This is a genomic window from Curtobacterium sp. GD1 (assembly GCF_020882855.1).
Lineage (GTDB): Bacteria > Actinomycetota > Actinomycetes > Actinomycetales > Microbacteriaceae > Curtobacterium.
Genome location: NZ_JAFEVQ010000011.1, coordinates 14,703 through 36,834, shown reverse-complemented (window position 1 = coordinate 36,834; position 22,132 = coordinate 14,703). Strand labels below are relative to the sequence as shown.

Below are 22,132 nucleotides of genomic sequence, written 5' to 3'. Positions count from 1 at the left end.
TACGAGGCCGTCGTTGCAAGCACGAAGCCGAGCTTCCACTTCACCTAGGCCCCCGCCCCTGGGTCCGTGGAATAGATGTTGAATCCACTCTGGCCGGTGACCCTCCCGTAGTCGACAGGTCCGTTCGGTGCCGCAGAGAAATGTCTGGTGGCAAATCGGATCCGCATAGCCTCGTCCCAATCGAGATCGTCGAGGTTGAGGGTGTCTTTCGTCTCGCGCACGAGGTACAACCTCTCTTCCTCGTCGTTTTGAACGAGGAGGGCCCAGTCTGGCGAATATTCGCCGACAGGCGTTCCTACTTTAAATCGCCGTGGAAGCTTGGCGAAGAGCTTAACGCGGCTCGGATCGTTCTCCATCTGCTGAGAAAACGACCGTTCCACATGCGAGTCGTACACGGTGTGGTCATAGAGGTTGCTTCCTCCGGCTGGGGCCGGGATCACCCCGTAGCTCGGGTCATCGCCGCCCCTGCTCGCCGGAGGACTCACCGCCTCGTTCAGGAAGACCAGGTCCGCCTGCCACCAGTCGGCTTCAGGGAGCGCTTCGTACGACACGTGGTCGAGCATCGCCTCTACGGTAGTAACCCGGATGGCATCGGCAACTAGCCGAGCCCAGCGGAGCGGGTCGTCCATGGCACGCCGCTGGAACCGGCCAGGAAGCGCGAGGAGTATGGCCCGCAGCGTCAACCTGGAGAGCTGCATGGGGAACTTGCCTGCGAGAAGCTGGTCCTCGACGAGGCGAACGAGATTTGGGATGCGCCGGCCGATGATGCGGATAGCCTCTCCGGAGTCCCGCGCCAGGGCAGACTCAGAAGTGACAACCTGGCCGTCCTGGTCATACGTCAGCTCGCCCTCTTGAACGACGTTCGCGCGCCGCTCCATGTAGTTCATAGCGTCCAGGTGCGACGAGGCGGCCACGGCCGCCGGTAGCCCCTCCGGACTCAGCGCGACTCGATAGGTGGCCTTGTAGCGGATGCGTTTCCAGAGCTCGGCGAACTCAGGGCTCGCCAGCTTGTCCGCTCGAACCCGGACCCACACCTCGTTGTCGACGTTGATCGGATCGGGACCAGGGTTGGTCCTGCCGCCTCCATCCGCCTCGTATTCGAGGTTCAGCGCGTCGCGGAACTCGGCGAACGATTCGTCCACTACCAGCGTCAAACGGCACACGGCCGCGTCGGCGACGCGGACGCCCGAGCCGTTCACGGGGAGCCGCAGGCCCCGACCGATCTGCTGTCGCCGCTCAAGGTCCGATCGCGTGTGCCGCAGGAAGCCGACCTGGAACACGTTGGGGTTGTCCCAGCCCTCGCGGAGCGCCGAGTGGGAGAAGATGAATGCTCGCGGATTGTCCCGAGCGAGGAGCAGCTCCTTATTGGCGATAATCTCATCGTAAGCGCGCAACTCCAGCTCCGCGTCCGAAGCGTTCCCCTTCGTGTCTTTGAAGATGCCCGTTTTGGTGGACGGGAAGTAATGCACGCGCAGGGACTCCGGCGGAGGGCATTCCTCGGGCGCGCGGCCCGCTCTCTGCCATTCCACTCTGTAAATCTCGTCGAACATGGCGGGCAGCACGCCGGGCTCTTCGTCAGTGCCAATGTAGTCCGCAACGTGCTCGACAAAGAAGAGAGATAGGACCTTGACGTCATAGTCGCCCGCGTCCAGTCGGTCTTGCTGCTCGAGGTGCTGACGGATCGTGTACCTGATCTGGTCCCGCCACATGGCGAGAGGGTCGACCCCTATTTCCTGGCCAAGGCGCAGCTCGAGTCCACCGTCGAAGACGATCCGATCGGGTTTGCGCTCGAAACGGTCGATCCTCATGCCCTTGTAAGCGTCGAGCCCTTCCGACTCATCAAAGAGATCCGAACCGTTCTGAAGCACGGTTTCGACGCGCTGCGTCCCCGAGCGCGTGGCGCGATCTAGGACGACGTCCGCGACGATGCGCTTCCGTACGCTTCGCAGTTTCTTCAGGCGCAGATACGGACCGCCTCCGTCGCCCGCGACTATGCCCTTGACGAAGACGCGCTTGACGAGGCCCGCTTCGCTCGCTTCCTTCGGACCGAGACGGTGCACGAGGTTGAAATGTTCACGGTGCGTCGCGCTGTACCTCAAAGCCGTAAGCGGATTCAGGGTCGCGAGAGCCCGGCGGCGCAGCTCGGTGGCCATATTCTGCGGCTCGTCGATGATCACGACCGGGCGCTGCTCCGCGATGCCGTTGATCCCATTGCTCGCGGCCGACCATAGCTGCGGCTGTTCCGCGCTCTGGTAGACGGCGTTGGACTCCGGCTTGTCGATCGCCTGCACGCTCGCCACGAGGATCTGCACCGTGCTGGAGGGCTCGACGAAATCGCTCAGGGCGGGCCCCTCTCCGAGGACTCCCCAGTGGTACTTGACGCCCGGATACTTGGAGGCAAAGTGCTCGGCGGTGTCCTCGAGGGTCTTCACGACGCCCGCGCGGATGGCGACCGAGTGCACGAGGATGACGAACTTGCGCAGCCCGTACAGTTCGGCCATCCGGAGGGCCGTCGCGATGTACACGTAGGTCTTGCCTGTTCCGGTCTCCATCTCGACCGAGAAGTTGGGGACGGACCGGTCGTGGCCGAGAAGGTCCTCAACCTCGAGCAATTCGAGCGAAGCTTGTTCAGGAACTAGCTCCCGGGACGTGATCGCCTTCAAGTTGTCCGCGAGCGTTCCGAGTGCGAGGTTGAAGCCCGCATGGCCGTTCGACCCCGGTGCCTCGCCAATCCGAGTCGACGCGGAAACAGTCAGCGCCCCCTCGAACAGGTCGACGACGGCGGCGATGGCCGACGCTTGGTGCGGCTGATCGTCAAAGCGAAACTTCACGAGCGATCCGTTCCAGCAATACGAGGCGCGACTGAAGCCGAGGCGCCAGAGTGAGCGTCACCGAGTCCTCGACGATGTCGCCACGGAGGATGAGGGTGTCCGTGTCATTCAGGCCGATCTCGGCGGCGGCGTCGAGTGTGAACGCGCCCAGACAGACCATGAGACGGCCTTCCCCACTGCCGTCCGCCGACGAGAACTGATAGACGTCCACATCACCGACCCGAACGACCTCGACCTTCGCGTCGAGTCGAGTGGCGGTCGACTTCAATACGACCTCCCAAGCGACGGCGAGCGGGTCGGCGCCCTCGAGCACCGGGGCGTCCGCCGCCTGGAACATCGCGCGCTCGAAGAACGCGCCGTTGGTCGTGTCTTCAGTGACGAAAACGGGCGGGTCGATGCGAAGGTTCGACGGCCCGGCTCGGAAGATGCGAAAGCCCTTCGCTACCTCGCGCGTCCCCGGCAGCGCCGAAGATCGACGCAACCGTTCAGCCGTGACCTCGAAGATCGTTTCGTAGCCAGCCTTCACGGCGTTACGACCGGACTCTTCCGACGAGTCAGGGATTTCCGGAATTTGCACCAGGACCCAGCGGCGGCGCATCCCGTCGATTTGATTCTGCTCCCACACAGCCTGGCCGGTCGATCCGGATCCCGCGAAGAAGTCAACGATCAGGTCGTCTTCGGCCGTCATCGCGGAAAACAGTCGTGCGAGAACGTCCGTGTTCTTCGGGTTGTCGAACACCTTTGACCCCATGAGCTTCTTCAGGGCAGTCGAGGCCGCTCGGCGATCCTTGTAGAACACTGAAGCGGGCGCCCACTGTTCCCGCGTGTGCAGGTAGGACTTGATTTGCACGCGCCGCGTCATGTCCTCCGGGTAGATCAGCCGGCCTTCGGCGTCGAGCCGTTGCATCGTGGCTTCCTCGTACCGCCACCCATTCTCCGGCGGCTGGTAACCCTTCCACTCATACCGAAGGTTTTCGCGATAGTTGGGGCTCGATATGTTGTCGGAGAACCACACGCCGTTAGCATCGATTCGGTCGTAGTAGTCGTGGTCTCTCGAAGGATGGTCGTCCCTCAATGATTTGAACCATTCACGAAGGCCCTTCGTGGCTTCTTCGTAATTAGTGCCAAATTCGGCCCTCAGCTCATCGACCTTGGCGTATATTTCGGCGAGCCCGGTCTTCTCCTCCCTCCAACGCACGTCGTTCGCCTTCAGAAAAGCGAGATCGCGGGCGTAGACCAGAATGTAATCCTGCCCTCCGGCCGTGAGCTTGCCGTCCCCCTTTCGCGCACCTCTCCACGTCATCATGTCTACAAAATTATCCGCTCCGAAAACGGCGTCCAGCAGCAGACGTAGATGATGAACCTCGTTGTTGTCGATCGAGACGAGTATGACGCCGTCCCGACGAAGCAGACCGCGAGCGACCGTCAAGCGGGGGAACATGAACGACAGCCACGGGGCATGTTTCCGGCCCCCGCTCTCGATCCTGCTCGTCGTCGCGTTGCCCTGCGCGTCGAGCTGGCCCGTCGCCGCGAGGTACTCGCTCTCGGGCACCGCGAACGAGTCGTTGTACGTGAACGTCTCGCCGGTGTTGTAGGGAGGGTCGATGTAGATCAGCTTGGCCTGCCGGTCATAGCCGGCCTTCAACAGCTTAAGTACCTGCAGGTTGTCGCCCTCGACCAGTACGTCCCGCGATTCTTCCCAGCGAAGGGACGCGTCGACGTCGGGGAGTAGCGTCGCGGTCGTCGCGGCGCGTGCCGCGTCCCTCGCTTCTTCCAGGCCGGGCCATGAGAACGCGAAGCCGGAGCCGCTCGGTTCCGCCGCACCGACGCTTTCAAGTAGGAGCCGCGCGTCGAGGACGCCGTCAGGGAAGGCGCCAGGCACCAGGTCCCGGAGTTCCGCCAGCAGTTTCTCGAGGTCGTCGCCGGTCGAGGCTGGCACCTGGGCACTACTCACTGAAAACTCGCTTTCCCGCCGCCGGAGTTCCGAGGACGTCCAGGACGGCAGAAGCGCGCGTCCGCGGCTTCGACCCTATCGAGAGCGGGCGGCTCCCAGCATCCGGTCGATCGCGCGTCACGCTTCGAACGGCCAAGTTCGGTGCGCGCAGTTTCTCAAGTATGTCGGGCCTCATCATTATCGAATATTATGAGCATTATTCGGCTTGAAGTCAACGGGCCATGCATCACCCGCTCGAGCGGACCGGGGTCCGGGCTGAACGGAACCGAAGCGCTTGACCGAGGCCGTGTCGCTCGCGCGCGTATATAAAGGCCCCACTCTCTTCCAAGTGCGATTGATAACCATTCCCAACAGGTGATGCTTGTTTTCCTCGGCCGGACAACCTATTGTCAGGCGCCAAGAGTCCAACCCGATGGGAGAAACCATTGAGCAGGTCAATATGCCCCACGTGCGACGGCAAAGGCTGGATCGTCCCGGACGACGGACATCTGCCCGGCCGTCCCGACAGTGTCACATGCACCGCCTGCGGCGGGGACGGCTTCATTGACGATTAGGCAGGATGGGCTCGCGTAGCGCGGCGAGCCGGTCAAGCTCGCGAGTGAGGCGGTCCAGCTCGGACCTCCTCACTCGTATCGTTTCCGCCTGCTGACGTGGGGCTGACAGGCGGTCCATGTCGCAATTGACGAAACAAAGACGTATGTGACCGTGCCCGACCGGCCGTAACTCCAGCTGCGGTGCCCCCTTGGGGCTACAAGCGTTGTGATTGTCGACGATGACAAGGAGATCAGACGCATGCCTGAGCGTGATTTCGAGGCATTCCCGCTCGCGGCTCTGATTACGCGCATCCGTACTGAGGTAGTGCCAACGCGCGGCAGGAGACCTGATTATCACATACGGTCCGCCGGTCGGTCTCGTCGGATGCCCACCGCATGATGCCGTCGTGTCCCACCCAAGGTTTCGCAACAGCGCGACAAGACGAACCACCTCTTTATCCACGGGCATGCCGAGTGCGTCAGTAATCCGCGCGACACGCGTTTCTTCTGACGCTAATACCCTTCGATTCGATGCGGCCTGATCCTTCGCTCTCATTAATTCCATTATTTTGCGCGGGGCCCGAAAAATCAAGCGTAAGGCCCTTGCGCTGAGCCCACATGTATCGACGCCCCATCACCGGAAGCTCCACCCACTTGCTGTCCATCCGCCAGTTTTCCCCCTGAGGCGCGCTTGCAACAGCTCGGTCGTTGAACCGGGACGGATTTGTCCGTCCCGGCGGTGCGGCCACCGGCCGACGCACGAAAAAGCGATCGGACGGTGCAGCGCAGTCGTACCCGGAAGCACTATGGAAGCGGCAGGGCGCTCGTTGCTGCTGCGCGGTTTCCAGAGAACCTCGAAGGTTCTCGGCCGCGATCAGCAAGGAGGGAGGGCCAAAATGACCCTTCTATTCATCGGAGCCTCGGCAAAGAAAATCGGGCAGTTGCGATTCCGCGGAAGCCGCGCGTCGCGCCTAGCCCTAAGTCGCCGGCCAGGAAACGTCGCGAATCGAGCTCGGGCGGCCGGCATCCATTGCCGGTACGCGGCCGCCGAATCGGTGCGACCGTGGTGAGGGCGATTTTCGTACCCGCTGACGACCGGCAGCGCGTGTCTCCATTCGACGCCGGGCGTCCGGAAGATCTTTTGGCGCTCGTCGGGGACATGATGGAAGGTGTCGACCTCGTGAAGCTCGGCATCACCGTGTACGTCGACGAAAGCGGACTTGTGAAACGTCTGCCTTTCAACTCCCGGGCGACGTTTCTTTGGTGGAACGACCGCCAGACCGTCGGGGACGCGATCCTCGTCGGAAACGCCGTGATCGTCGGTCTCCCGGATGAGGACGGGGACGACACGGACGTCCCGGCCGAGACGATGAGGCTGCTCACCGAGAGCCGCCGGCTGATGGCCGAGGTCCGGTCGGGCACGGGGTCTTGGCAGCGCCCCTCCGACGAGCAAGGCTCTTACTGGGACGCGCTCGTTTGGAGCATCGTGTTGCGGCAGGCCTGGCCTGCCGCAACACAGACACGGGTAGTCGAGACCTGAGCGGGCGCCGCTGAAGCTCCTCCACCGGGCGGTGGTCTGGGATGTACGTCAAACGTGCGTTCCGGCCACCGCCCTTTTCACATGGAACCATTACGACCGGTCGGTGCCCGATCGCGATTGACGATACGCGCCGCAATGAAGCGGGCGGACCGCGGAATATGCGAGCGGGCTGACGCCGGCCGAGCAGTCGCATCCGCGAAGAACGGCTGCGGCCCTTTGCCGCGGCTAAAGAGGCACGATCTCGTCGACGGGCGGAACGACGGGCCTGTCGGGCTCGCGAAGCTTGAGGCGGAAAGCTTCCATGTATTCGGTCCGCAGGTCGCAGACGAACAGGTACTGCTCCCAGATCTCTCGGCCCGTGAACTGCTTTCGCCCGTTCTTCGTTTGGCGATAGTTCAGGTCGACGACCTGGCGGTAATATTCCGTCTGAGCTTCGACCTTGGCGGCCGAATCGAACAGTCCCATGGAGCCCTCCGTCGTTCCCTTGAGTATAGTTCGGGAACGCGAGAGGCCAGATAGTCCTTCGGCCGAATCGCCCTCGGGCCGGCCCCGCGCCTTTCAGCTTGACCGCGTCTCAAGAGGCCGACTTCAACGCCATCAGGAGCCTCAGTGTCGATAGGCGGCGGCGGACTGTGTTCTCGCTGTACTTTCGTCGCCGCAAGAGCGCCACGTACTGCTTGCGGTCGCGCTCCGTAAGCGAGAGCACGTCCTTCCCCTTGGCAACCGCCCACTCGAACCAGTCCTGAAGGTCAGCCCAATAGGCGCGCTCCGTGTTGTAGCCGTACGACGACAAGAGGGTCTGGCGGAGGTCCTCGAACTCGGCCCAAGCCTCAGGCACCGGCGGAGCGAACGGCCTGTGACCGCCGGGGAGCTCGAGATCGTCCACGACGACAAACCTACTTCCTGCTATCACGCTCATGCTTTACCCCAGGTCAGGGGCGTGTTTGGGTTCTGTTCGCGAGCAAACGCTCGTCCGGGAAGCCCCTACGGGAATCTTCCGGCCGAACACCGAGACGAAACCAGGACCGAGCCATGACCAACGAACTCACTCCGCTTCCCTCCCCGCTCCCTGCCTCCGGCAGTCCCTTCGGCGCGTCCGCTGTCCAGCGACAGATCAGGAGAGAGGTGGAGCTGGCACACGGTCGCGCCAACCTCGCCTACGCGATGGAAGAAGCCCGGGGCCTTCTTGCGACCCATGCGCTCGAGATTGCCGGCTCCCTCAGCGCCATGGAGGCGCAGCTGCTCGCCGTTGCCCCGCTCGGAGAAGCCCGGTACAAGCTCATCGTGGACAGCTTCGCGATGGGCGCCGCCAACGCGATCAGCCGGCTCCGCTGATGATGCTGGTGCTACTGCTGCTCGCGGGCACGGGCGCCGCTATCGCCGCGGCTCGTTGGAGGAACGTCCGCGAGAAGCGCGCCGCTGAGAACCGGCGCCGCGCCAGGAATCTCAATCTGGCACGCGCACGGCAGATCGCGGAGACCCGGCGACGCCTCACCGAGGGCGGGCTGGAGGCGCGCCGCGCGCTCATCCGCGCGGCAATCGAATCCCTTCCGCCTTCGGACCGGCCCTTTTCCTGACGCTCATTTCACAACGGCGGACAGCGGCAAAATCCAGCCCCGACGCCGAGCATCCGGCCGGGCGTCCGGTCGCTCCCGGGCGGCTGCGACCGGACGTTTGCCCGACTCGCCGGATGTTTTTCACTCGTAGCAGTCACTCGCGCTTCCGGCGCTCAAGCCGAGGCCACCCGTGACGGAAGGAGGTCTCACCATGCCGAGAAAGAAGTACAACACGGTCATCGCCGACCCGCCATGGCCGGGCCAGGGCGGCGAAAAGCACTACTTGACGCTGCGCGTCTCGACGCTCGTCGAAATGGGCGAGGACATCAATGATCTCCTCGAGGACGACGCGCACTGCTGGATCTGGTGCACCAACGGAACCATCCTCGCGGCCCACCGGCTCCTGGAGGCATGGGGGTTCGAATACCGTTCCATGCTCACGTGGATCAAGCCGCGCCTGGGCGTGGGCTCGTACCTGCGCAACATGTCGGAGCACGTCCTGCTCGGTACGCGCGGCAACGCGCCCGTGCGCTTCCGAGCCCAAGGCACGTGGCTGTTCGCTCCCGTCCAGGAGCACTCTCACAAGCCCGAAGAGTTCCACGACATCGTGCGGCGGGTCTCTCCCGGTCCGCATTATCTCGAGCTGTTCGCCCGTCGGCCGTTTCCCGGCTTCGACGTCTGGGGCAACGAGGTCGCCTCCGACGTGACGCTCCCCCATTGGCCAGTTCCCAGCGACGCTCCCGACGCGGAGGCAAAGAAATGAGTACCGATGTCGAATCACCGCTCTCCGGTCAGCACCGCCTGGTCGATCGTGTGGCTTCTCATGGCAGGCGGCTTCGCTCTCTGGTTCGTCGCTCGCGCGGTGTCGGAGGCGTGGCCCTGGCTCATCGGCGCGGGCATCCTCACGGCGTGCTGCTGGGCGCTGTTCCGGCTCCGCCGCCGTCGACGCGACGGCCTTTGAACCCCGCCCCGGCGGCTTCCGTCTCCGCCGCACTCGGGGTCGGCATCGTCCGGTCGGCCGTCCTTTCGGTGCGGACCCTCTTGACAATTGCACTTGGTTCCGGCATACAAATATCTAATAACATAAGCCGGACGGCGCCCGCGCTCCTCCGGAGGAGTGTCCGATGAGTCGAACCAACAGGCGAAACCACCGTGCCACCGCCGACCGTGAGCGGCGGGTGTCCGTGCGCGGCATCCGACGGGATACTCCCGACTTCAGGAAGCTCGGCCGGACCCTGCTGGAACTCGCGCGCGCCGACGCCGAGGCGAGGGCACAGGCGCAGGCGCAGGCACAACGCGAACCTGACGCCGCCCGCGACCGCGGGGAGGAGGCGGACGATGCAGCTTGATCCTCTCGACCTCACTTGGCGTCAAGTCCACTGGCCGCTTCCCCTCGACGCGGGTGCCGCCCTGGGCCTGTTGGAGCGTCTCGCAGCGGACGTCCTGCGCGACCCGGTCATCTGGGAGGCGCGCTCGCACGAGGGCTGCGTCGTCTACATGGTCGGCACGGCGGCGCATCAGGTCCGAGTGCTCATGGACCTGCTCGACGGCATGGTCCCCGGCGTTGCGCACGCCAAGCCGTCGTTCGACCGCGTGTCGCCCAGCGCGGCGGCGCGGATGCGCATGAGACAGAACTTCCTTCCGCTCGAGCGCACCTCGGCGGAACAATCCGCGCGCACGGTTCTGGCCGCGCTCGCGGCCGCGCACTTCCGCGCCGAGCAAGCGGTCATTCAGATCGTGCTCGGCAGGGGATCTCCGGGCGGCGTCCTTCCGCCCCGACCCTACGATCCGACACAGAGCTGGTTCGACGCGCTCGTGACCGGCACCCGCGCGGCACCGCCCGATCTCGCGGCCCGCATGCGCCGAAAGCGCGAGGCGCCCGGCTTCTCGGCCACAGTTCGGATCGGGGCGTCCGCGACTTCCGACGGCCGGAAACTCGCGATCCTGCGCGGCATGGCCGCGGCGCTGCGTACTTTCCAGAGCCCGGGCATGCGCATCGAATTCCTACGCGACTCCCCCGACGAGCTCGGCAGCGCCCGGATCCCGCGCCGCCTTCCGCTCCGTCTCGCGTGCGAGGACGTGCTCAGGCTGCTTGCCTGGCCGCTGGACGCGCACGGCCTGCCCGGCCTTCCGGCGCCGCATCCGCTTCTGCTCGCGGGGCCGGCATCCTTGGAAGGCTCGCGGGCTTTCGCGTCGACGTCCGCTCCGGGCGAGCGCCGTCCGGTCGGCATTTCGGGCAGCGACGCGCTCTTCCACACGCTGTTCCTCGGCCCCAGCGGCGTCGGCAAGAGCACCGCGATGCTCAACCTGATCTCGGCGGACATGAAAGCCGGCCGAAGCGTGGTCGTGATCGATCCCAAGGCCGACCTGGTCCGCGACGTGCTGGCCAGGGTGCCGGATGAGCGCCGAGGCGACGTGGTCGTGCTGGATCCGACGAGCGACCGCGCCGTCGGGCTCAACCCCGTCCGCGCCGTCGGCACCCCTCCCGAGCTCGTCGCGGACAACATCCTCGGCATATTCCGGGACCTGTTCCCAGCCCAGTTCGGACCGAACGTGGCCGACGCGCTGCACGCCTCCCTTCTGACGCTGACGCATTCGCCCGGCGCCACGCTCGCTTGGCTGCCGCGTCTGTTCTCCGACGCCGCTTTCCGCTCGCGGCTTGTAGGCGCGCTCAACCCGGCGCTCGGGCTTGACGCGTTCTGGGCGCATTACGGAGCGATGTCGGAGCGGCAGCAGTCGCAGTTCGTCGGGCCGGTCCTCTCCCGCCTCCGCCAGCTCCTGCTCCGTCCGGGCCTCCGCAGGGTGCTGGACCAGCCCGAACCGAGATTCGAGCTCCGGGATCTCATGACCGGGCCGCGCATCCTGCTCGTGCCGCTCAACAGCGGCCTGATCGGAGCGGACGCGTCGCGCCTGCTGGGATCGCTCCTCGTCACCCAGCTGTGGCAACTGACCCTGGCGCGGGCCGCCGACGAGCAGACCAAGCGCACTCCGGTCTCGTTCTACGTCGACGAGGTGCAGGAATACCTTCGGCTGGGCGGTTCGGAGCTCGCCGACGCTCTCTCCCGGTCGCGGTCGCTCGGCGTCGGCTGGCACCTCGCCCATCAGTTCCGGACGCAGCTTCGGAAAGAGTTGCTGGGCGCGGTCGACAGCAACGTGCGGAACGTCGTGGCGTTCTCTCTCGATTCCGGAGACGCCGCCGCCTTCGCCAAGAAGGCGCCGGCCCTCACGGCGGAAGACTTCATGAGCCTGCCGCCGCACGCCGTGTACGCCAACCTGATGAGCGACGGCGCGCAGACCGGCTGGTTCTCGGCGGTCACGCTCGCCGCCCCGCCGGAGATCTCAGACCCCGTGGAACTCCTCTCTCTCAGCCGGGAGCGATACGGCGTCGACCCCGCCGAACCCGCCCCGAGCTCCGTATCCGAGCGCGAGGTCCCGCCGCCAGATTCGCCGATCCGACGTCGCAGGAGGAGGACAGAATGACTGCCGCCGCATCTGTTGCCCACCGTCCGGTCGGCCGTCCGTCCGGATCAGAGGAATCTCCTCGGCGGGCCCGGAACAGTGCCGGAGCGGCGCCTTCTGCGGAGACGACTGACACCCAGTTCCAGGTGTCAGTCCGGGCCCGAATCGAGGCCCGGAGGTGAGCGGCTCGAGCAGGAGATCGACGGCCGATGCCGTCCGGCTATTGAGCCGCCTCAGCGAGCGGGACATCGCCGTGCTCCGCCGGATCTCTGAACATCGTTTCCTCACGACCAACCACGTCCGGCGCCTAGAGTTCCACGACCATGCTTCGGTCGACGCCGGGACCCGCGCCTGCACCCGCGTCCTGACGCGGTTGGTTCGGCTGCGCCTGATCTACCGCCTCGACCGGCAGATCGGAGGCGTCCGCGGCGGCTCCGGCGCCTTCGTTTGGAGCGTCGACGACGCGGGCGACCGGGTGCTCCGCGCGGCGCTCAACGTGGAACAGGGGAAGCGACGCCGCGCCTACGAGCCTTCCTGGCTTTTCCTCGCGCACACGTTGGCAATCGCCGAGACGCGCGTCTCGCTGCACGAGGCAGCGCTCGCCGGCCGCTACGACCTGCTGGAGGTCAGGACCGAACCTCGGAACTGGCGCCCTTTCCTCGGTCCGCTCGGCACGGCGCAGACGCTCAAGCCCGATCTCGAGGCGGTCACCGCGTCGGGCGAGTACGAGGACCACTTCTTCCTCGAGATAGACCGGGGCACTGAGTCGCTGCCGGTCGTCACGGCCAAGTGTCTCGTTTACGAACAGTACCGGGCCACCGGCAAGGAGCAAGCCGCGAGCGGCGTCTTCCCCGTCGTCGTCTGGCTCATCGCCGATGCCGCCAGACGAGAGGCCCTCAAGGAAGCTCTCGCCAGGCACGCCCGCATCGACGAACGACTCTTCGAAGTGCTCGACCCGGGCGAGCTGATCGGCTTCGTCTCAGGCGACGGGCCGCCGTTGATCACCAACGGAGAACCGGCCTCGGGGTGAACGGCGATCGCCGATTCCTGATGTCGATTTGACGACGCGTGACGTCTGGACTTGAAGCTTTCGGCGGGTTAATTTCAGTGCAGGGGGACCGCAAACGTAGGCCCTCATCAGGCATTTCCATGAAAGGAGGCAACATGCAGGACGCCACAACGCGTCGCGCCGACCCGGCGCTGGCCGTCAGCTATCTGCGGGTCTCGACGAAAGAACAGGCCGAACGCGACGGCGATCCGGAAGGGTATTCGATCCCGGCCCAGCGCGAAGCCAATAAGAAGAAGGCCGACGGCATCGGCGCGCGGATCGTGGCCGAGTTCATCGACCGCGGAGAGTCCGCGCGCTCCGCAGACCGGCCGCAACTACGGGCGATGCTCGACTACGTGCGGCGCGAACCCGTCGAATACTGCGTCGTGCACAAGGTCGACCGGCTCGCCCGCAACCGCGCCGACGACGTCGAGATCAACTTGGCGCTGCAAGCCTCCGGCGTGCGGCTCGTCTCTGCCACCGAGAACATCGACGCCACCCCGTCGGGCATGCTGCTCCACGGCATCATGAGCTCGATCGCGGAGTTTTATTCGCGCAACCTCGCGAACGAAGTGCTCAAGGGCATGAGCCAGAAGGCCAAGACCGGCGGAACCCCCGGCAAAGCGCCGATCGGCTACCGCAACGTCGGCGTCTTGAACGCCGAGGGCCGCGAGGTGCGGACCGTCGTCGTCGACAAAGCGCGCGCCGACCTGATCCGCTGGGCCTTCGAGGCCTACGCCACCGGCGAATGGACCGTCCGGCTCCTGGCCGCCGAACTGGCGGAACGCGGCCTTGCTGCCGCTCCGACGCCGTCACGCCCCGCCAAGGCGATCAACGCGAACCAACTCCACAAGATCTTGACGAACCCCTACTACACGGGAGTCGTTCGCTTTCAGGGCGCGGTCTTCGAAGGCCGGCATGAGCCGCTCGTCTCGGCCGTGACGTGGCAGAAGGTCCAGCTCGTCCTCTCGACGCACGTCGTGGGCGAGAAGGTTCGGGAGTACCCGCACTATCTCAAGAGCTCCGTTTACTGCGGCACGTGCGGCAGCCGCCTGCTCGTACAACGGACCGTCAACCGACACGGCACCCTCTACGAGTACTTCATCTGTGCCGGTCGAGCCGCCAAGAGGAACGACTGCGACGCGCCCGCCGTTCCCATCGCGCACGTCGAGAAGCTCGTCGTCGCGCTCTACGCGAACGTGGCGCTCGCGCCTGAACTGCGTGACAAGCTCGGCTCTGCCATGCGTGCGGAGATCGAAGCCGAACTTCGGGAGTCCGTCCGTCAGGCAGCCGACCTGGAGCTGGAACGGGCCCGCCTCAGCGACCGGGCGAAAAAGCTGCTCGACGGCCACCTCGGCGGGATCATCCCGGCCGATCTCTACGCCGAAGAGCAAAAGGCGATCACGTCCAAACTCGCAGCGATCAGCGAACGGCTCGACGGCCTCGCGAAGGACAAGGCGCTCGTCATGGGCAACCTGGACGCCGCTCTGACGCTTGCGGGCGACTGCTATGAGGCCTACCTGCGCGCGCCCGACCATCTCCGGCGCAGCTTCAACCAAGCGTTCTTCTCCCACATATACGTCGATCGCGACGGGCCCCTGCGAGGCGACATGGCGCAGCCGTTCGAGATCATCATCGAACGGTCGCGTCAGCTCACCACCCCTGTGGGAGATGCGCCCTCGGCTACAGACGGCGAACCAGAAGAACCCTCGACCACCATGGATTGGGTCGAGGGTTCGGGACAGGTCGTATTGGTGCCCCTGGAGGGACTCGAACCCCCAACCGTTTCCTTAGGACGGAACTGCTCTTCCATTGAGCTACAGAGGCTGGCCCACCCACTCTAGCGGCGGAACGGCTCCAGGAAGGCCCGGAGCTCGTCGACGAACAGCCCCGGCTGCTCGAACGCCGCGAAGTGCCCGCCCCGGTCGAGTTCGTGGTGGTACACGAGGTTCGTCGTCCGCTCGAGCCACTCCTTCGGCGCCCGCACGAGGTCCCCCGGGAAGATCGAGAACCCGGACGGCACCTCGACCCGACGCCCGAGCTGCGCCGCCGGCACCGCCGCGTTCGCGTGGTACATCCGCATCGCCGAGCCGATCGTCGCCGTGGCCCAGTACTCGGTGAGCAACGCCAGGACCTCGTCCCGCGTGTACACCGACCAGAGGTCCCCGCCGCAGTCGCTCCACGAGCGGAGCTTCTCGACGATCCACGCCGCGAGCCCGGCCGGGGAGTCGTTCAGGCCGACCGCCGCGGTCTGCGGCTTGGTCCGGTGCATCATCGCGTAGGCGCCTTCGTCAGTGCGCCACCGCTCGGTCTCGGCGACGAAAGTACGCTCCGCCTCGGACAGCGTCGACGGGTCGAGCCCGGGCCAGGCGAGCCCGCCGTCGATCCGGTGCACGGCGACGACCCGCTCCGGGTGGTCGAGCGCGAGGTACCGCACGACGTGCGTGCCGATGTCCCCGCCGGACACCGCGAACCGCTCGTACCCGAGGTCGGTCATCAGCGTCGCCCACATCCCGGCGACGGCCCGTGCGTCGATCGGCTGCGGCGGGGCGTCGGAGAACCCGTAGCCGGGCATGTCCGGCACGATCACGTCGAACCCGGCGTCGACGAGCATCGGCAGCACCTTGCGGTACCGCCACCCGGAGTCCGGCCAGCCGTGCGCGAGCAGCACGGGGAGCGCACCCGGCGTCGCCGCGCGGGCGTGCAGCACGTGGATGCCGACGCCGTCCACCTCGACCCGGCGGGACGGCAGTGCGGCGAGCGCCGCCCGGTGCGCGTCGAAGTCGAACCCGTCCGCCCAGTACTCGACGAGCGGGCGCAGCTCGTCGACGTCGATGCCGAGCGACCACCCGGTCCCGGCGGGCGCATCCGGCCAGCGGGTCGCGCGCAGGCGCGCACGCAGGTCGTCGATCGTCGCGTCGTCGATCTCGGGGGTCTCCGTCATGGCGGCACGCTACGCCCGCCCACCGACAGCCGGTCGCCACAGCCGACACGGTCCCGGTGCCGGCCGCGTTCTCCGGGTGCTGATCAGCCGACGCGCGGTGCGTCGACGGCCCAGTACCAGTTGTTGTCGCCGTTCGTGAGGGCCCAGGCGACGCGCATGCTCGTCTTCCCCGCCGGGACGGCCACGCGTACGGTCTGGATCGCCGCGGTCGAGTCGCCGGCCAGGGTCGATGCCGTGGTCCAGGTCGCGCCGTCGTCGAAGCTGACCAGGACCGACGCCGTCTCGTTGCCCTCCTTCCGGTAGTGGGACCCGAAGGTGATCGTCGCGGTGGACCCGGCGGTGACCGTGTAGGGCGCCGAGACGAGTCGGCTGTTGAAGAGGCCGGTGTGGGTCTTGTCCGACCACTCGTCGGAGTCGGCCACGGCGAAGACCCCGCGGGCGCGCACGTTGGTCTCGCGTCCCTGGCCCGGATCCGTCCTGGTCCAGAAGTCGTCGTCCGTCAGGGACCAGCCGCGCCACTCGGTGACGCCCCCGGTCCCCATGCCGGTGTTGTCGATGCTCCAGCCGGACGGGACGGCGTGCGTCCAGCCCTTCGTGGCGGCCGGGATCGCGGTCTCGTCGACAGCGGAGCCGAGGGATCCCACCATGCTGTCGAACGGGTCGGTCGAGGCGGTCGCGAGCGGACGGCCGTCGAGTGCCGCGGGGATCGGGATGCCGAACGTGCTGAGGACGTCCGCTGCGATGTCGACGTTCTTCGGCTTGATCGTCGGCGTCGTCTTCGTGATCCCGGGCCCGGTCTTGATGATGAAGGACGATCGCTCGGGCGGTGTGTTGCCACCGTGCCCACCCGCATCGGTGTGGCCGTGGTCCGCGGTGACGATGATCGACCACTGCTCCGACGTCGGGCGCCTCGCGACGGCCTGCCGGATCTTCCCGACGTACCCGTCGATCTCCGCCACGGCGGCGAGGTACTCGCTCGATGCCGCGCCGTCCGCGTGGCCGGCCTCGTCGACGTCGTCGAAGTGGACGAACGAGGCGTTCGGCGCGGCGGTCTTCCCGAGCTGCCCGAGGACGTTGGCAGCGGTGTCGCTGTCGCCCGTCGAGACGTACCGGGTGTCGACGGCGCTCGTGATCAGCGGGGACCCGGCCGACCCGTCGATGATCGGTGCCCAGGTCGCTGCCGCGTAGGTCGAGAGCGTGGGGTTCGCCGCCTCGACGCGGCTGAGGAAGTCGGGGTACTGGGTGATGTTGCTCGACGTCCCCCACGAGTTGCTCAGGACCCGGTGCTTGTCCGGCCAGACGCCGGTCAGGTTCGTCGCCCATCCCGGGCCGGAGAGCGTCTGCGACATCGGTGCGGCGTACAGCCAGGTGGTGCTCGAGTACCCGGAGGCGATGAGCGCTTCGAGGTTCGTGGCGTTCGCCGGAGCGATCTTGTCGAAGCGGAGTCCGTCGATGCCGACCACGATGACGTGCTGGTCCGCGGCAGCGGCAGCGGCGGGCATCGCGCCGACACCGAGACCGGCCGCGGCGAGCGCGAGCGTCGACGCCACCGCGACGACCTGCTTCCCGCGCATCACCGGGTCACCAGCTCGGCGCCGAGGAGGAGCTCGGGGAGTGCGCTGACCGAGGCCAGGACGTGGTCGTGCGGTTCCGCCTCGAGCGCCTCGCGCGGTGTCTGGCCGGTGAGGACCCCGACGCTGACCACACCGGCGTTCTCCGCGGCGCGCAGGTCCACGACGGTGTCCCCGGCAGCGAGGACCCGTCGGACGTCGGTGACGCCGGTCCACTCCATCGCACGGTGGATCATGTACGGCGCCGGTCGCCCCGCGGGCACGTCGTCGGTCGTGACGACCGCGTCGAGGTGCGTGTCGACCTGCCAGCCCACACTGTCCAGCAGCAGGTCGACGATGTCCCGGGAGAAGCCGGTCGTCAGGGCGACCTTGACCCCTGCCGCCCGGAGTGTCCGGACGGCGTCGGCGACACCCGGCAGGACGACCGCGGGCTGTTCGGCGTACCGGGACCGGAGGATCGCGCGGAACCGGTCGAACGACTCGGCGACCTGGTGCGTCGTCGGCGTCACCCCGCCGAGACGCAGCAGCGCGTCGATGGCGGTGACCTTGTCGGTCCCCATCCAGGTCTGCAGGTCGTCCGGCGCGACGGTGGCGCCGCGTTCCTCGACGGCGGCACGGAGCGCGTCGTAGACGGTCCCGCCGTCGTCGAGGGTCGTGCCCGCGATGTCGAGGGCGACGAGGTCGATCATGGTGGTCCTTCCGGAGTGCAGGTCGGTGGTGGTCATCAGAGCGTGCCGGTGGCGGTGTTCCAGTCACCGACGTAGGAGTCGAGGTGCTCCGCGATGTCGTCCCAGTCCGGGTGGACGATCTCCACGCCGTGCATGAGTGCGTCGAGCTTCTCCGCTTCGTCGCCGGTGGGGTGGACGTCGGAGCGTGCCGGGAAGCCGCCGGCGACCGTCGTGGCCTGCTCCTGCGCGTCCTCGGTGTAGAGGAAGTCGAGGAGCTTCTTCGCGTTGGCGGTGTGCGGGGCGTCCTTGACGAGCCCGACCGAGTACGGCACCGACATGGTCGTCGGGGTGCCGTCCGCGCCCTCGAGGAAGAAGATGCCGAGGTTCGGCATCGACTTCTGCTGGGCGATGTTCATCTGCACGTCGCCGTTCGCGATCGTCAGCTCGCCCTTGTCGACCTTCGCGGCGAGGGCACCCGTGGAGTCCGACGGCCCGACGTTGTTGTCCTGCAGCTTCGTGAAGTACTCGGTCGACTGCTCCGCGCCGAGGACCTCCCGGGCGAGCATCAGCATCGCGGTACCGTCACCGGCGACACCGGGCGTGGAGTACTGCAGCTTGCCCTGGTACTCGTCGCCGAGCAGGTCGTCCCAGGTCTTCGGCGCATCGGGGACGTCCTCCGTGTTGCGGATGAAGCCGATGTAGTTGTTCACCAGGGCCTCGTAGGTGCCGTCGGCCGCCTTGTCCGCCGCGGGGACGGCGTCGATGCCCTCGGGGGCGTACTTCGCGAGCAGCCCGTCCTCGGATGCCGTCTGGATGAACGGCGGCAGGGTGACGAGGAGGTCGGCCTGGGTGTTCGACGACTCCTGCTTGACGCGCTGGAGGACCTCTCCGGAGCCGGCCTCGACGACCTGGACGTCGATGCCGGTCTCCTTCTCGAAGGCGGCGAACACGGTCTGGTAGTAGGAGTCGTCGCCGTCGTTGAGGCCGTCAGCGGTGTAGACGGTGACGGTCTTGGCGGCGGGGTCGGCCTTCGCGGCGGAGCTGCCGGCGGAGCACCCCGACAGGGCGGCGACGGTGGCGCCGGTGAGCGCCAGGGCGGTGACGGTGCGGAACAGGGTCCAGCGGGGCGTGGTCATGGTGTCCGATCGGGTCGATGAGCGGGGTGGGGTCAGGCGCGGACGCGGCCGGCGAGGACGCGTTGCAGGACGAGCAGGACGAGCAGCGTGATGCCCATGAGGACCACCGCGAGGGCGGCTCCCTCGTAGAGGCGGATGCCGCGTGAGGTGAACGAGAAGATCTGCAGGGGCAGGGTCCGCCAGGTCGGCGGGGCGACCATCATCGACGCGGTCAGCTCCCCCATCGACATCGCGACGCAGAGCGCGGCGGCTCCGGCGAGCGCCGGTCGGAGTTCGGGCAGGGTCACGGTGCGCAGGATGCGCAGCGGTGATGCCCCCAGCGCGGCGGCGGCCTCCTCGACGGCGGGGGTGAGTCGCGCGACCCCGGCGGTGATCGGCTGGTAGGCGAGCGAGACCACGAGCACGGTGTGCGCGATGAGGACGATCCAGACGGTGCCGTTGAGCGGGAGTGGGCCCGAGGAGAACGCGATGAGGACCGCGAGCCCGACCGCGACGGAGGGGATCGCCACCGGGAGCAGGAACAGGGTGTCGAGCACGCGGCCGAGGCGCGGGGCGTTCCGTGCGGCGAGCGCCGCGGTGGTCGCGACGACGAGTGCGACTGCCGTCGACACCACCGCCGAGACGATCGACGCGGTGATGGTCGCGACCGTGGCCGACTCCGTGAACACCGTCGCGAAGCTGCCCGTCGTAGCACCGGACGGCAGGGCTCCCGACCACGAGGTCGAGAAGGCTCCGACGAGCAGGACGCCGAAGGGCAGGACGAAGAGCGCGACGATCACCAGCGCGGTGACCAGGTGGACGACGAAGCGTCCGGAACGGGACCTAACGAGCACGGTTTCCTCCCAGCGCTCTGGCGGTGATCTGTCGGTACAGCAGGTACAGGCCGAGCGAGAGCACGATGTTGACCAGTGCGGCGATGGCGGCGACCTGGTAGTTGCCCCGACTGATCGCCTGGCTGTAGACGAGGGTCGGCAGGGTCGTCACGTCCTTGGCTCCGGCGAAGAGGACGATCCCGAACTCGTTCATGGTGCGCATCAGCACGAGTGCGCCGCCGGCGAGCAGTGCCGGCGCGATCTCCGGCAGGATCAGCGTCCGGACGATGCGCGCGGGTCCGGCGCCGAGCGACTCGGCGACCTCGACCTGGCTGCGGTCCATCACCTCGAGCGCGGAGAGGACCGGGCGGACGACGAACGGGGTGAAGTAGGTGACCTCGGCGAGGATCACACCCCACTGCGTGTCGAGCAGGTGGATCGGTGGCGCAGTCGCTCCGGACGCCGTGCTCAACGCACCGTTGACGATGCCGACGTTCCCCCAGATGAAGACCAGCGCGAGGGTGATCAGGAACGACGGGAACGAGAGGTAGACGTTCAGCGCCGCGGTCACGACGCGGGCTCCCCGGAACGGCACGTACGCGATCACGATCGCCAGGAACGTCCCGACGACGATGCAGCCCACCGTCGCGATGGCGGCGACCCGGACGGTGGTGGCGATCGTGTCGACGAACACCGGGTTGCCGAACAGGACGCGCCACTCGGCGACGGAGAACCGGCCGCTCCCGTCCTCGACGGCGTTGCTGATCAGGAGCACCACCGGGTACACGACGAGGATCGCCATGACCGCGACCGGCAGCGCACCGACGAGCCACGCGGTGGGCACCCGGCGCGGGCCGCCACCGGTCGGTCCGGTCGTCGGCCCGACCGTCCCTCGGGGCTCGGTGGTGAGCGTCACGAGATCATCCCGGCGGGCTGGGCGGCAACGTCCACGCGGAGCGCCGGACGTGCCGTGCTGCCTCCCGCGATGGACGGGGCACCGGCTGCCGCGCCCCCGAGGATCGTGACGTCGATCGGCTCGAAGCCGACGCCGATCGTCTGCCCGATCGTCGGGAGATCCCGGAGCTCGAGCGTCTCGACCGAGAACGGCTCACCGTGGACGGTGCCGGAGATGAGGTGCGTGGCACCACGCCACTGGATGTCGTCCACCTCGAGCGGCAGCACGTTCGTGGCGCCCTCCGTCGCCGTCAGGACGCGGACACGGTGTGGACGGACCGACACGGACACGGCCGTTCCCCGCTCGGCACCGGCCGGGACGGTCAGCACCTGCCCGGGCGCGGCCGTCATGGCCGCTTCCCCCGAGCGCAGTGCGGTGCACGGCAGGACGTTCGAGGCGCCGAGGAACCGCGCGGTGAACTCGGCCTCCGGTCGCCGGTACAGCTCCGCTGCCGTCCCGAACTCGACGAGACGCGAGTCCGCCATCACGGCGATCCGGTCCGCGAGCGTGAGCGCCTCGTTCTGCCCGTGCGTCACGTAGAGCATCGTGACGTCGGGGAGCTCCCGGTGCAGCCGCGCGAGCTCGGCCATCATCCCCTGTCGCAGCTGCTGGTCGAGGGCGGAGAGGGGTTCGTCGAAGAGCAGGACCTCAGGCCGCGGTGCGAGGGCACGGGCGATCGCGACCCGCTGCTGCTGCCCGCCGGAGAGGGTGCGCGGTAGCCGATCGGCGAACGCGGCCATCCCGACCATCTCGAGCGCCTCCGCGACCCGCGGCCGGACGTCCCGACGCGGGATGCCCTTCGCCCGGAGCCCGTACCCGACGTTGTCGGCGATGCTCATGTGCGGGAACAGCGCGTAGCTCTGCACGACCATCCCGAGTCCGCGCCGACGCGGTGGGAGCCCGGTGACGTCCTTCCCGCCGAGGTGGATGCTGCCGCGGGTCGGTGCGACGAACCCGGCGACGGCACGGAGCGCCGTCGTCTTCCCCGCACCGGAGGGGCCGAGCAGGGCGACGACCTCGCCGCGGCCCGCGGTCAGGGTGAAGTCGTCGAGGATGACCGCGCCGCCGTTGCCGGCGACCGTGACGTTCCGGAACTCGATCCCGGGGGTGGTGCTGGTGTCCATG

19 protein-coding genes, 1 tRNA gene and 1 pseudogene are annotated in these 22,132 nt (G+C 67.2%); 9 read left to right on the top strand and 12 right to left on the bottom strand.

The features are described from left to right. Window positions 1-44 precede the first annotated feature (44 nt). Both JSX79_RS18645 and JSX79_RS07845 read right to left on the bottom strand, forming a co-directional pair. Window positions 45-2,831: a DEAD/DEAH box helicase family protein gene (locus JSX79_RS18645; RefSeq protein WP_229085720.1), complete on the bottom strand. Its 2,787-nt coding sequence runs from the start codon at window positions 2,829-2,831 to the stop codon at window positions 45-47. Beyond that, window positions 2,815-4,770, bottom strand: a complete 1,956-nt coding sequence (locus JSX79_RS07845; protein ID WP_229085718.1) for a site-specific DNA-methyltransferase — start codon at window positions 4,768-4,770, stop codon at window positions 2,815-2,817. The genes JSX79_RS18645 and JSX79_RS07845 overlap by 17 nt, the downstream gene beginning before the upstream one ends. 1,287 nt (window positions 4,771-6,057) lie before the next feature. Here JSX79_RS07845 and JSX79_RS18640 point away from each other — a divergent pair. Continuing rightward, a complete protein-coding gene (locus JSX79_RS18640; protein WP_308061363.1) occupies window positions 6,058-6,858 on the top strand; it encodes a DUF3846 domain-containing protein in 801 nt (266 codons plus the stop codon). Between the two features lie 225 nt (window positions 6,859-7,083). Here the strand turns inward: JSX79_RS18640 and JSX79_RS07835 are convergent, their stop codons facing one another. Together JSX79_RS07835 and JSX79_RS07830 are read right to left on the bottom strand one after the other, a co-directional pair. Continuing rightward, window positions 7,084-7,323, bottom strand: coding sequence for a hypothetical protein (locus JSX79_RS07835; RefSeq protein WP_229085714.1), 240 nt, complete (start codon window positions 7,321-7,323; stop codon window positions 7,084-7,086). A gap of 109 nt (window positions 7,324-7,432) precedes the next feature. After that, window positions 7,433-7,744 carry a site-specific integrase gene (locus JSX79_RS07830; protein ID WP_229085712.1) on the bottom strand — a complete coding sequence of 104 codons (312 nt, stop codon included), beginning with the start codon at window positions 7,742-7,744 and terminating at the stop codon, window positions 7,433-7,435. A gap of 146 nt (window positions 7,745-7,890) precedes the next feature. Here JSX79_RS07830 and JSX79_RS07825 point away from each other — a divergent pair, with 146 nt between their 5' ends. The 8 genes and pseudogenes from JSX79_RS07825 to JSX79_RS18860 all read left to right on the top strand — a co-directional run. Further along, the gene (locus tag JSX79_RS07825) at window positions 7,891-8,193 is read left to right on the top strand and encodes a hypothetical protein (protein ID WP_229085710.1); all 303 of its coding nucleotides are present in this window, start codon (window positions 7,891-7,893) and stop codon (window positions 8,191-8,193) included. Next, window positions 8,193-8,435: a hypothetical protein gene (locus JSX79_RS07820; protein ID WP_229085708.1), complete on the top strand. Its 243-nt coding sequence runs from the start codon at window positions 8,193-8,195 to the stop codon at window positions 8,433-8,435. The genes JSX79_RS07825 and JSX79_RS07820 overlap by 1 nt, the downstream gene beginning before the upstream one ends. A 190-nt stretch (window positions 8,436-8,625) precedes the next feature. After that, entirely contained in the window at window positions 8,626-9,177 is a 552-nt protein-coding gene (locus JSX79_RS07815; RefSeq protein WP_229085706.1) for an MT-A70 family methyltransferase, read from the top strand. 60 nt (window positions 9,178-9,237) lie between these two features. Continuing rightward, on the top strand, window positions 9,238-9,375 hold the full coding sequence (locus JSX79_RS07810) for a hypothetical protein (RefSeq protein WP_229085704.1): 138 nt from the start codon (window positions 9,238-9,240) through the stop codon (window positions 9,373-9,375). A gap of 163 nt (window positions 9,376-9,538) precedes the next feature. Continuing rightward, window positions 9,539-9,763, top strand: coding sequence for a hypothetical protein (locus JSX79_RS07805; RefSeq protein ID WP_229085703.1), 225 nt, complete (start codon window positions 9,539-9,541; stop codon window positions 9,761-9,763). Then, a complete protein-coding gene (locus tag JSX79_RS07800; RefSeq protein WP_229085701.1) occupies window positions 9,753-11,894 on the top strand; it encodes a type IV secretory system conjugative DNA transfer family protein in 2,142 nt (713 codons plus the stop codon). Before JSX79_RS07805 ends, JSX79_RS07800 begins: the two co-directional genes overlap by 11 nt. 157 nt (window positions 11,895-12,051) lie before the next feature. Then, on the top strand, window positions 12,052-12,903 hold the full coding sequence (locus JSX79_RS07795) for a replication-relaxation family protein (RefSeq protein WP_229085699.1): 852 nt from the start codon (window positions 12,052-12,054) through the stop codon (window positions 12,901-12,903). Window positions 12,904-13,022: 119 nt separating this feature from the next. Further along, a pseudogene (locus JSX79_RS18860) lies at window positions 13,023-14,051 on the top strand (recombinase family protein); the annotation flags it as partial. A gap of 622 nt (window positions 14,052-14,673) precedes the next feature. Here the strand turns inward: JSX79_RS18860 and JSX79_RS07785 are convergent. From JSX79_RS07785 to JSX79_RS07750, 8 genes are all read right to left on the bottom strand, one after another. Beyond that, window positions 14,674-14,748: transfer RNA gene (locus tag JSX79_RS07785), tRNA-Arg, on the bottom strand. Window positions 14,749-14,761: 13 nt separating this feature from the next. After that, window positions 14,762-15,865 carry an epoxide hydrolase family protein gene (locus JSX79_RS07780; RefSeq protein WP_229085696.1) on the bottom strand — a complete coding sequence of 368 codons (1,104 nt, stop codon included), beginning with the start codon at window positions 15,863-15,865 and terminating at the stop codon, window positions 14,762-14,764. An 83-nt stretch (window positions 15,866-15,948) separates the two neighbouring features. Then, window positions 15,949-17,439 carry an alkaline phosphatase family protein gene (locus tag JSX79_RS07775; protein ID WP_229085695.1) on the bottom strand — a complete coding sequence of 497 codons (1,491 nt, stop codon included), beginning with the start codon at window positions 17,437-17,439 and terminating at the stop codon, window positions 15,949-15,951. Then, on the bottom strand, window positions 17,439-18,161 hold the full coding sequence (locus JSX79_RS07770) for a phosphonatase-like hydrolase (protein ID WP_229085693.1): 723 nt from the start codon (window positions 18,159-18,161) through the stop codon (window positions 17,439-17,441). Before JSX79_RS07770 ends, JSX79_RS07775 begins: the two co-directional genes overlap by 1 nt. Next, window positions 18,161-19,240, bottom strand: a complete 1,080-nt coding sequence (locus tag JSX79_RS07765; protein WP_229085691.1) for a 2-aminoethylphosphonate ABC transporter substrate-binding protein — start codon at window positions 19,238-19,240, stop codon at window positions 18,161-18,163. Before JSX79_RS07765 ends, JSX79_RS07770 begins: the two co-directional genes overlap by 1 nt. 32 nt (window positions 19,241-19,272) lie before the next feature. Beyond that, window positions 19,273-20,073 (bottom strand): ABC transporter permease, encoded by an 801-nt coding sequence (locus JSX79_RS07760; RefSeq protein WP_229085689.1) that lies wholly within the window; start codon window positions 20,071-20,073, stop codon window positions 19,273-19,275. Beyond that, window positions 20,063-20,968, bottom strand: coding sequence for a 2-aminoethylphosphonate ABC transporter permease subunit (locus JSX79_RS07755; RefSeq protein ID WP_229085688.1), 906 nt, complete (start codon window positions 20,966-20,968; stop codon window positions 20,063-20,065). Before JSX79_RS07755 ends, JSX79_RS07760 begins: the two co-directional genes overlap by 11 nt. Next, window positions 20,965-22,131: an ABC transporter ATP-binding protein gene (locus JSX79_RS07750; RefSeq protein ID WP_229085687.1), complete on the bottom strand. Its 1,167-nt coding sequence runs from the start codon at window positions 22,129-22,131 to the stop codon at window positions 20,965-20,967. Before JSX79_RS07750 ends, JSX79_RS07755 begins: the two co-directional genes overlap by 4 nt. Between the last annotated feature and the right edge of the window lies 1 nt (window position 22,132).

Excerpts from the sequence above, each read along its gene's own strand:
- JSX79_RS07835 (WP_229085714.1), bottom strand. The coding sequence starts at position 7,323 with ATGGGACTGTTCGATTCGGCCGCCAAGGTCGAAGCTCAGACGGAATAT.
- JSX79_RS07825 (WP_229085710.1), top strand. The coding sequence starts at position 7,891 with ATGACCAACGAACTCACTCCGCTTCCCTCCCCGCTCCCTGCCTCCGGC.
- JSX79_RS07820 (WP_229085708.1), top strand. The coding sequence starts at position 8,193 with ATGATGCTGGTGCTACTGCTGCTCGCGGGCACGGGCGCCGCTATCGCC.
- JSX79_RS07815 (WP_229085706.1), top strand. The coding sequence starts at position 8,626 with ATGCCGAGAAAGAAGTACAACACGGTCATCGCCGACCCGCCATGGCCG.
- JSX79_RS07810 (WP_229085704.1), top strand. The coding sequence starts at position 9,238 with ATGGCAGGCGGCTTCGCTCTCTGGTTCGTCGCTCGCGCGGTGTCGGAG.
- JSX79_RS07805 (WP_229085703.1), top strand. The coding sequence starts at position 9,539 with ATGAGTCGAACCAACAGGCGAAACCACCGTGCCACCGCCGACCGTGAG.
- JSX79_RS07800 (WP_229085701.1), top strand. The coding sequence starts at position 9,753 with ATGCAGCTTGATCCTCTCGACCTCACTTGGCGTCAAGTCCACTGGCCG.
- JSX79_RS07780 (WP_229085696.1), bottom strand. The coding sequence starts at position 15,865 with ATGACGGAGACCCCCGAGATCGACGACGCGACGATCGACGACCTGCGT.
- JSX79_RS07775 (WP_229085695.1), bottom strand. The coding sequence starts at position 17,439 with ATGCGCGGGAAGCAGGTCGTCGCGGTGGCGTCGACGCTCGCGCTCGCC.
- JSX79_RS07770 (WP_229085693.1), bottom strand. The coding sequence starts at position 18,161 with ATGACCACCACCGACCTGCACTCCGGAAGGACCACCATGATCGACCTC.
- JSX79_RS07765 (WP_229085691.1), bottom strand. The coding sequence starts at position 19,240 with ATGACCACGCCCCGCTGGACCCTGTTCCGCACCGTCACCGCCCTGGCG.
- JSX79_RS07750 (WP_229085687.1), bottom strand. The coding sequence starts at position 22,131 with ATGGACACCAGCACCACCCCCGGGATCGAGTTCCGGAACGTCACGGTC.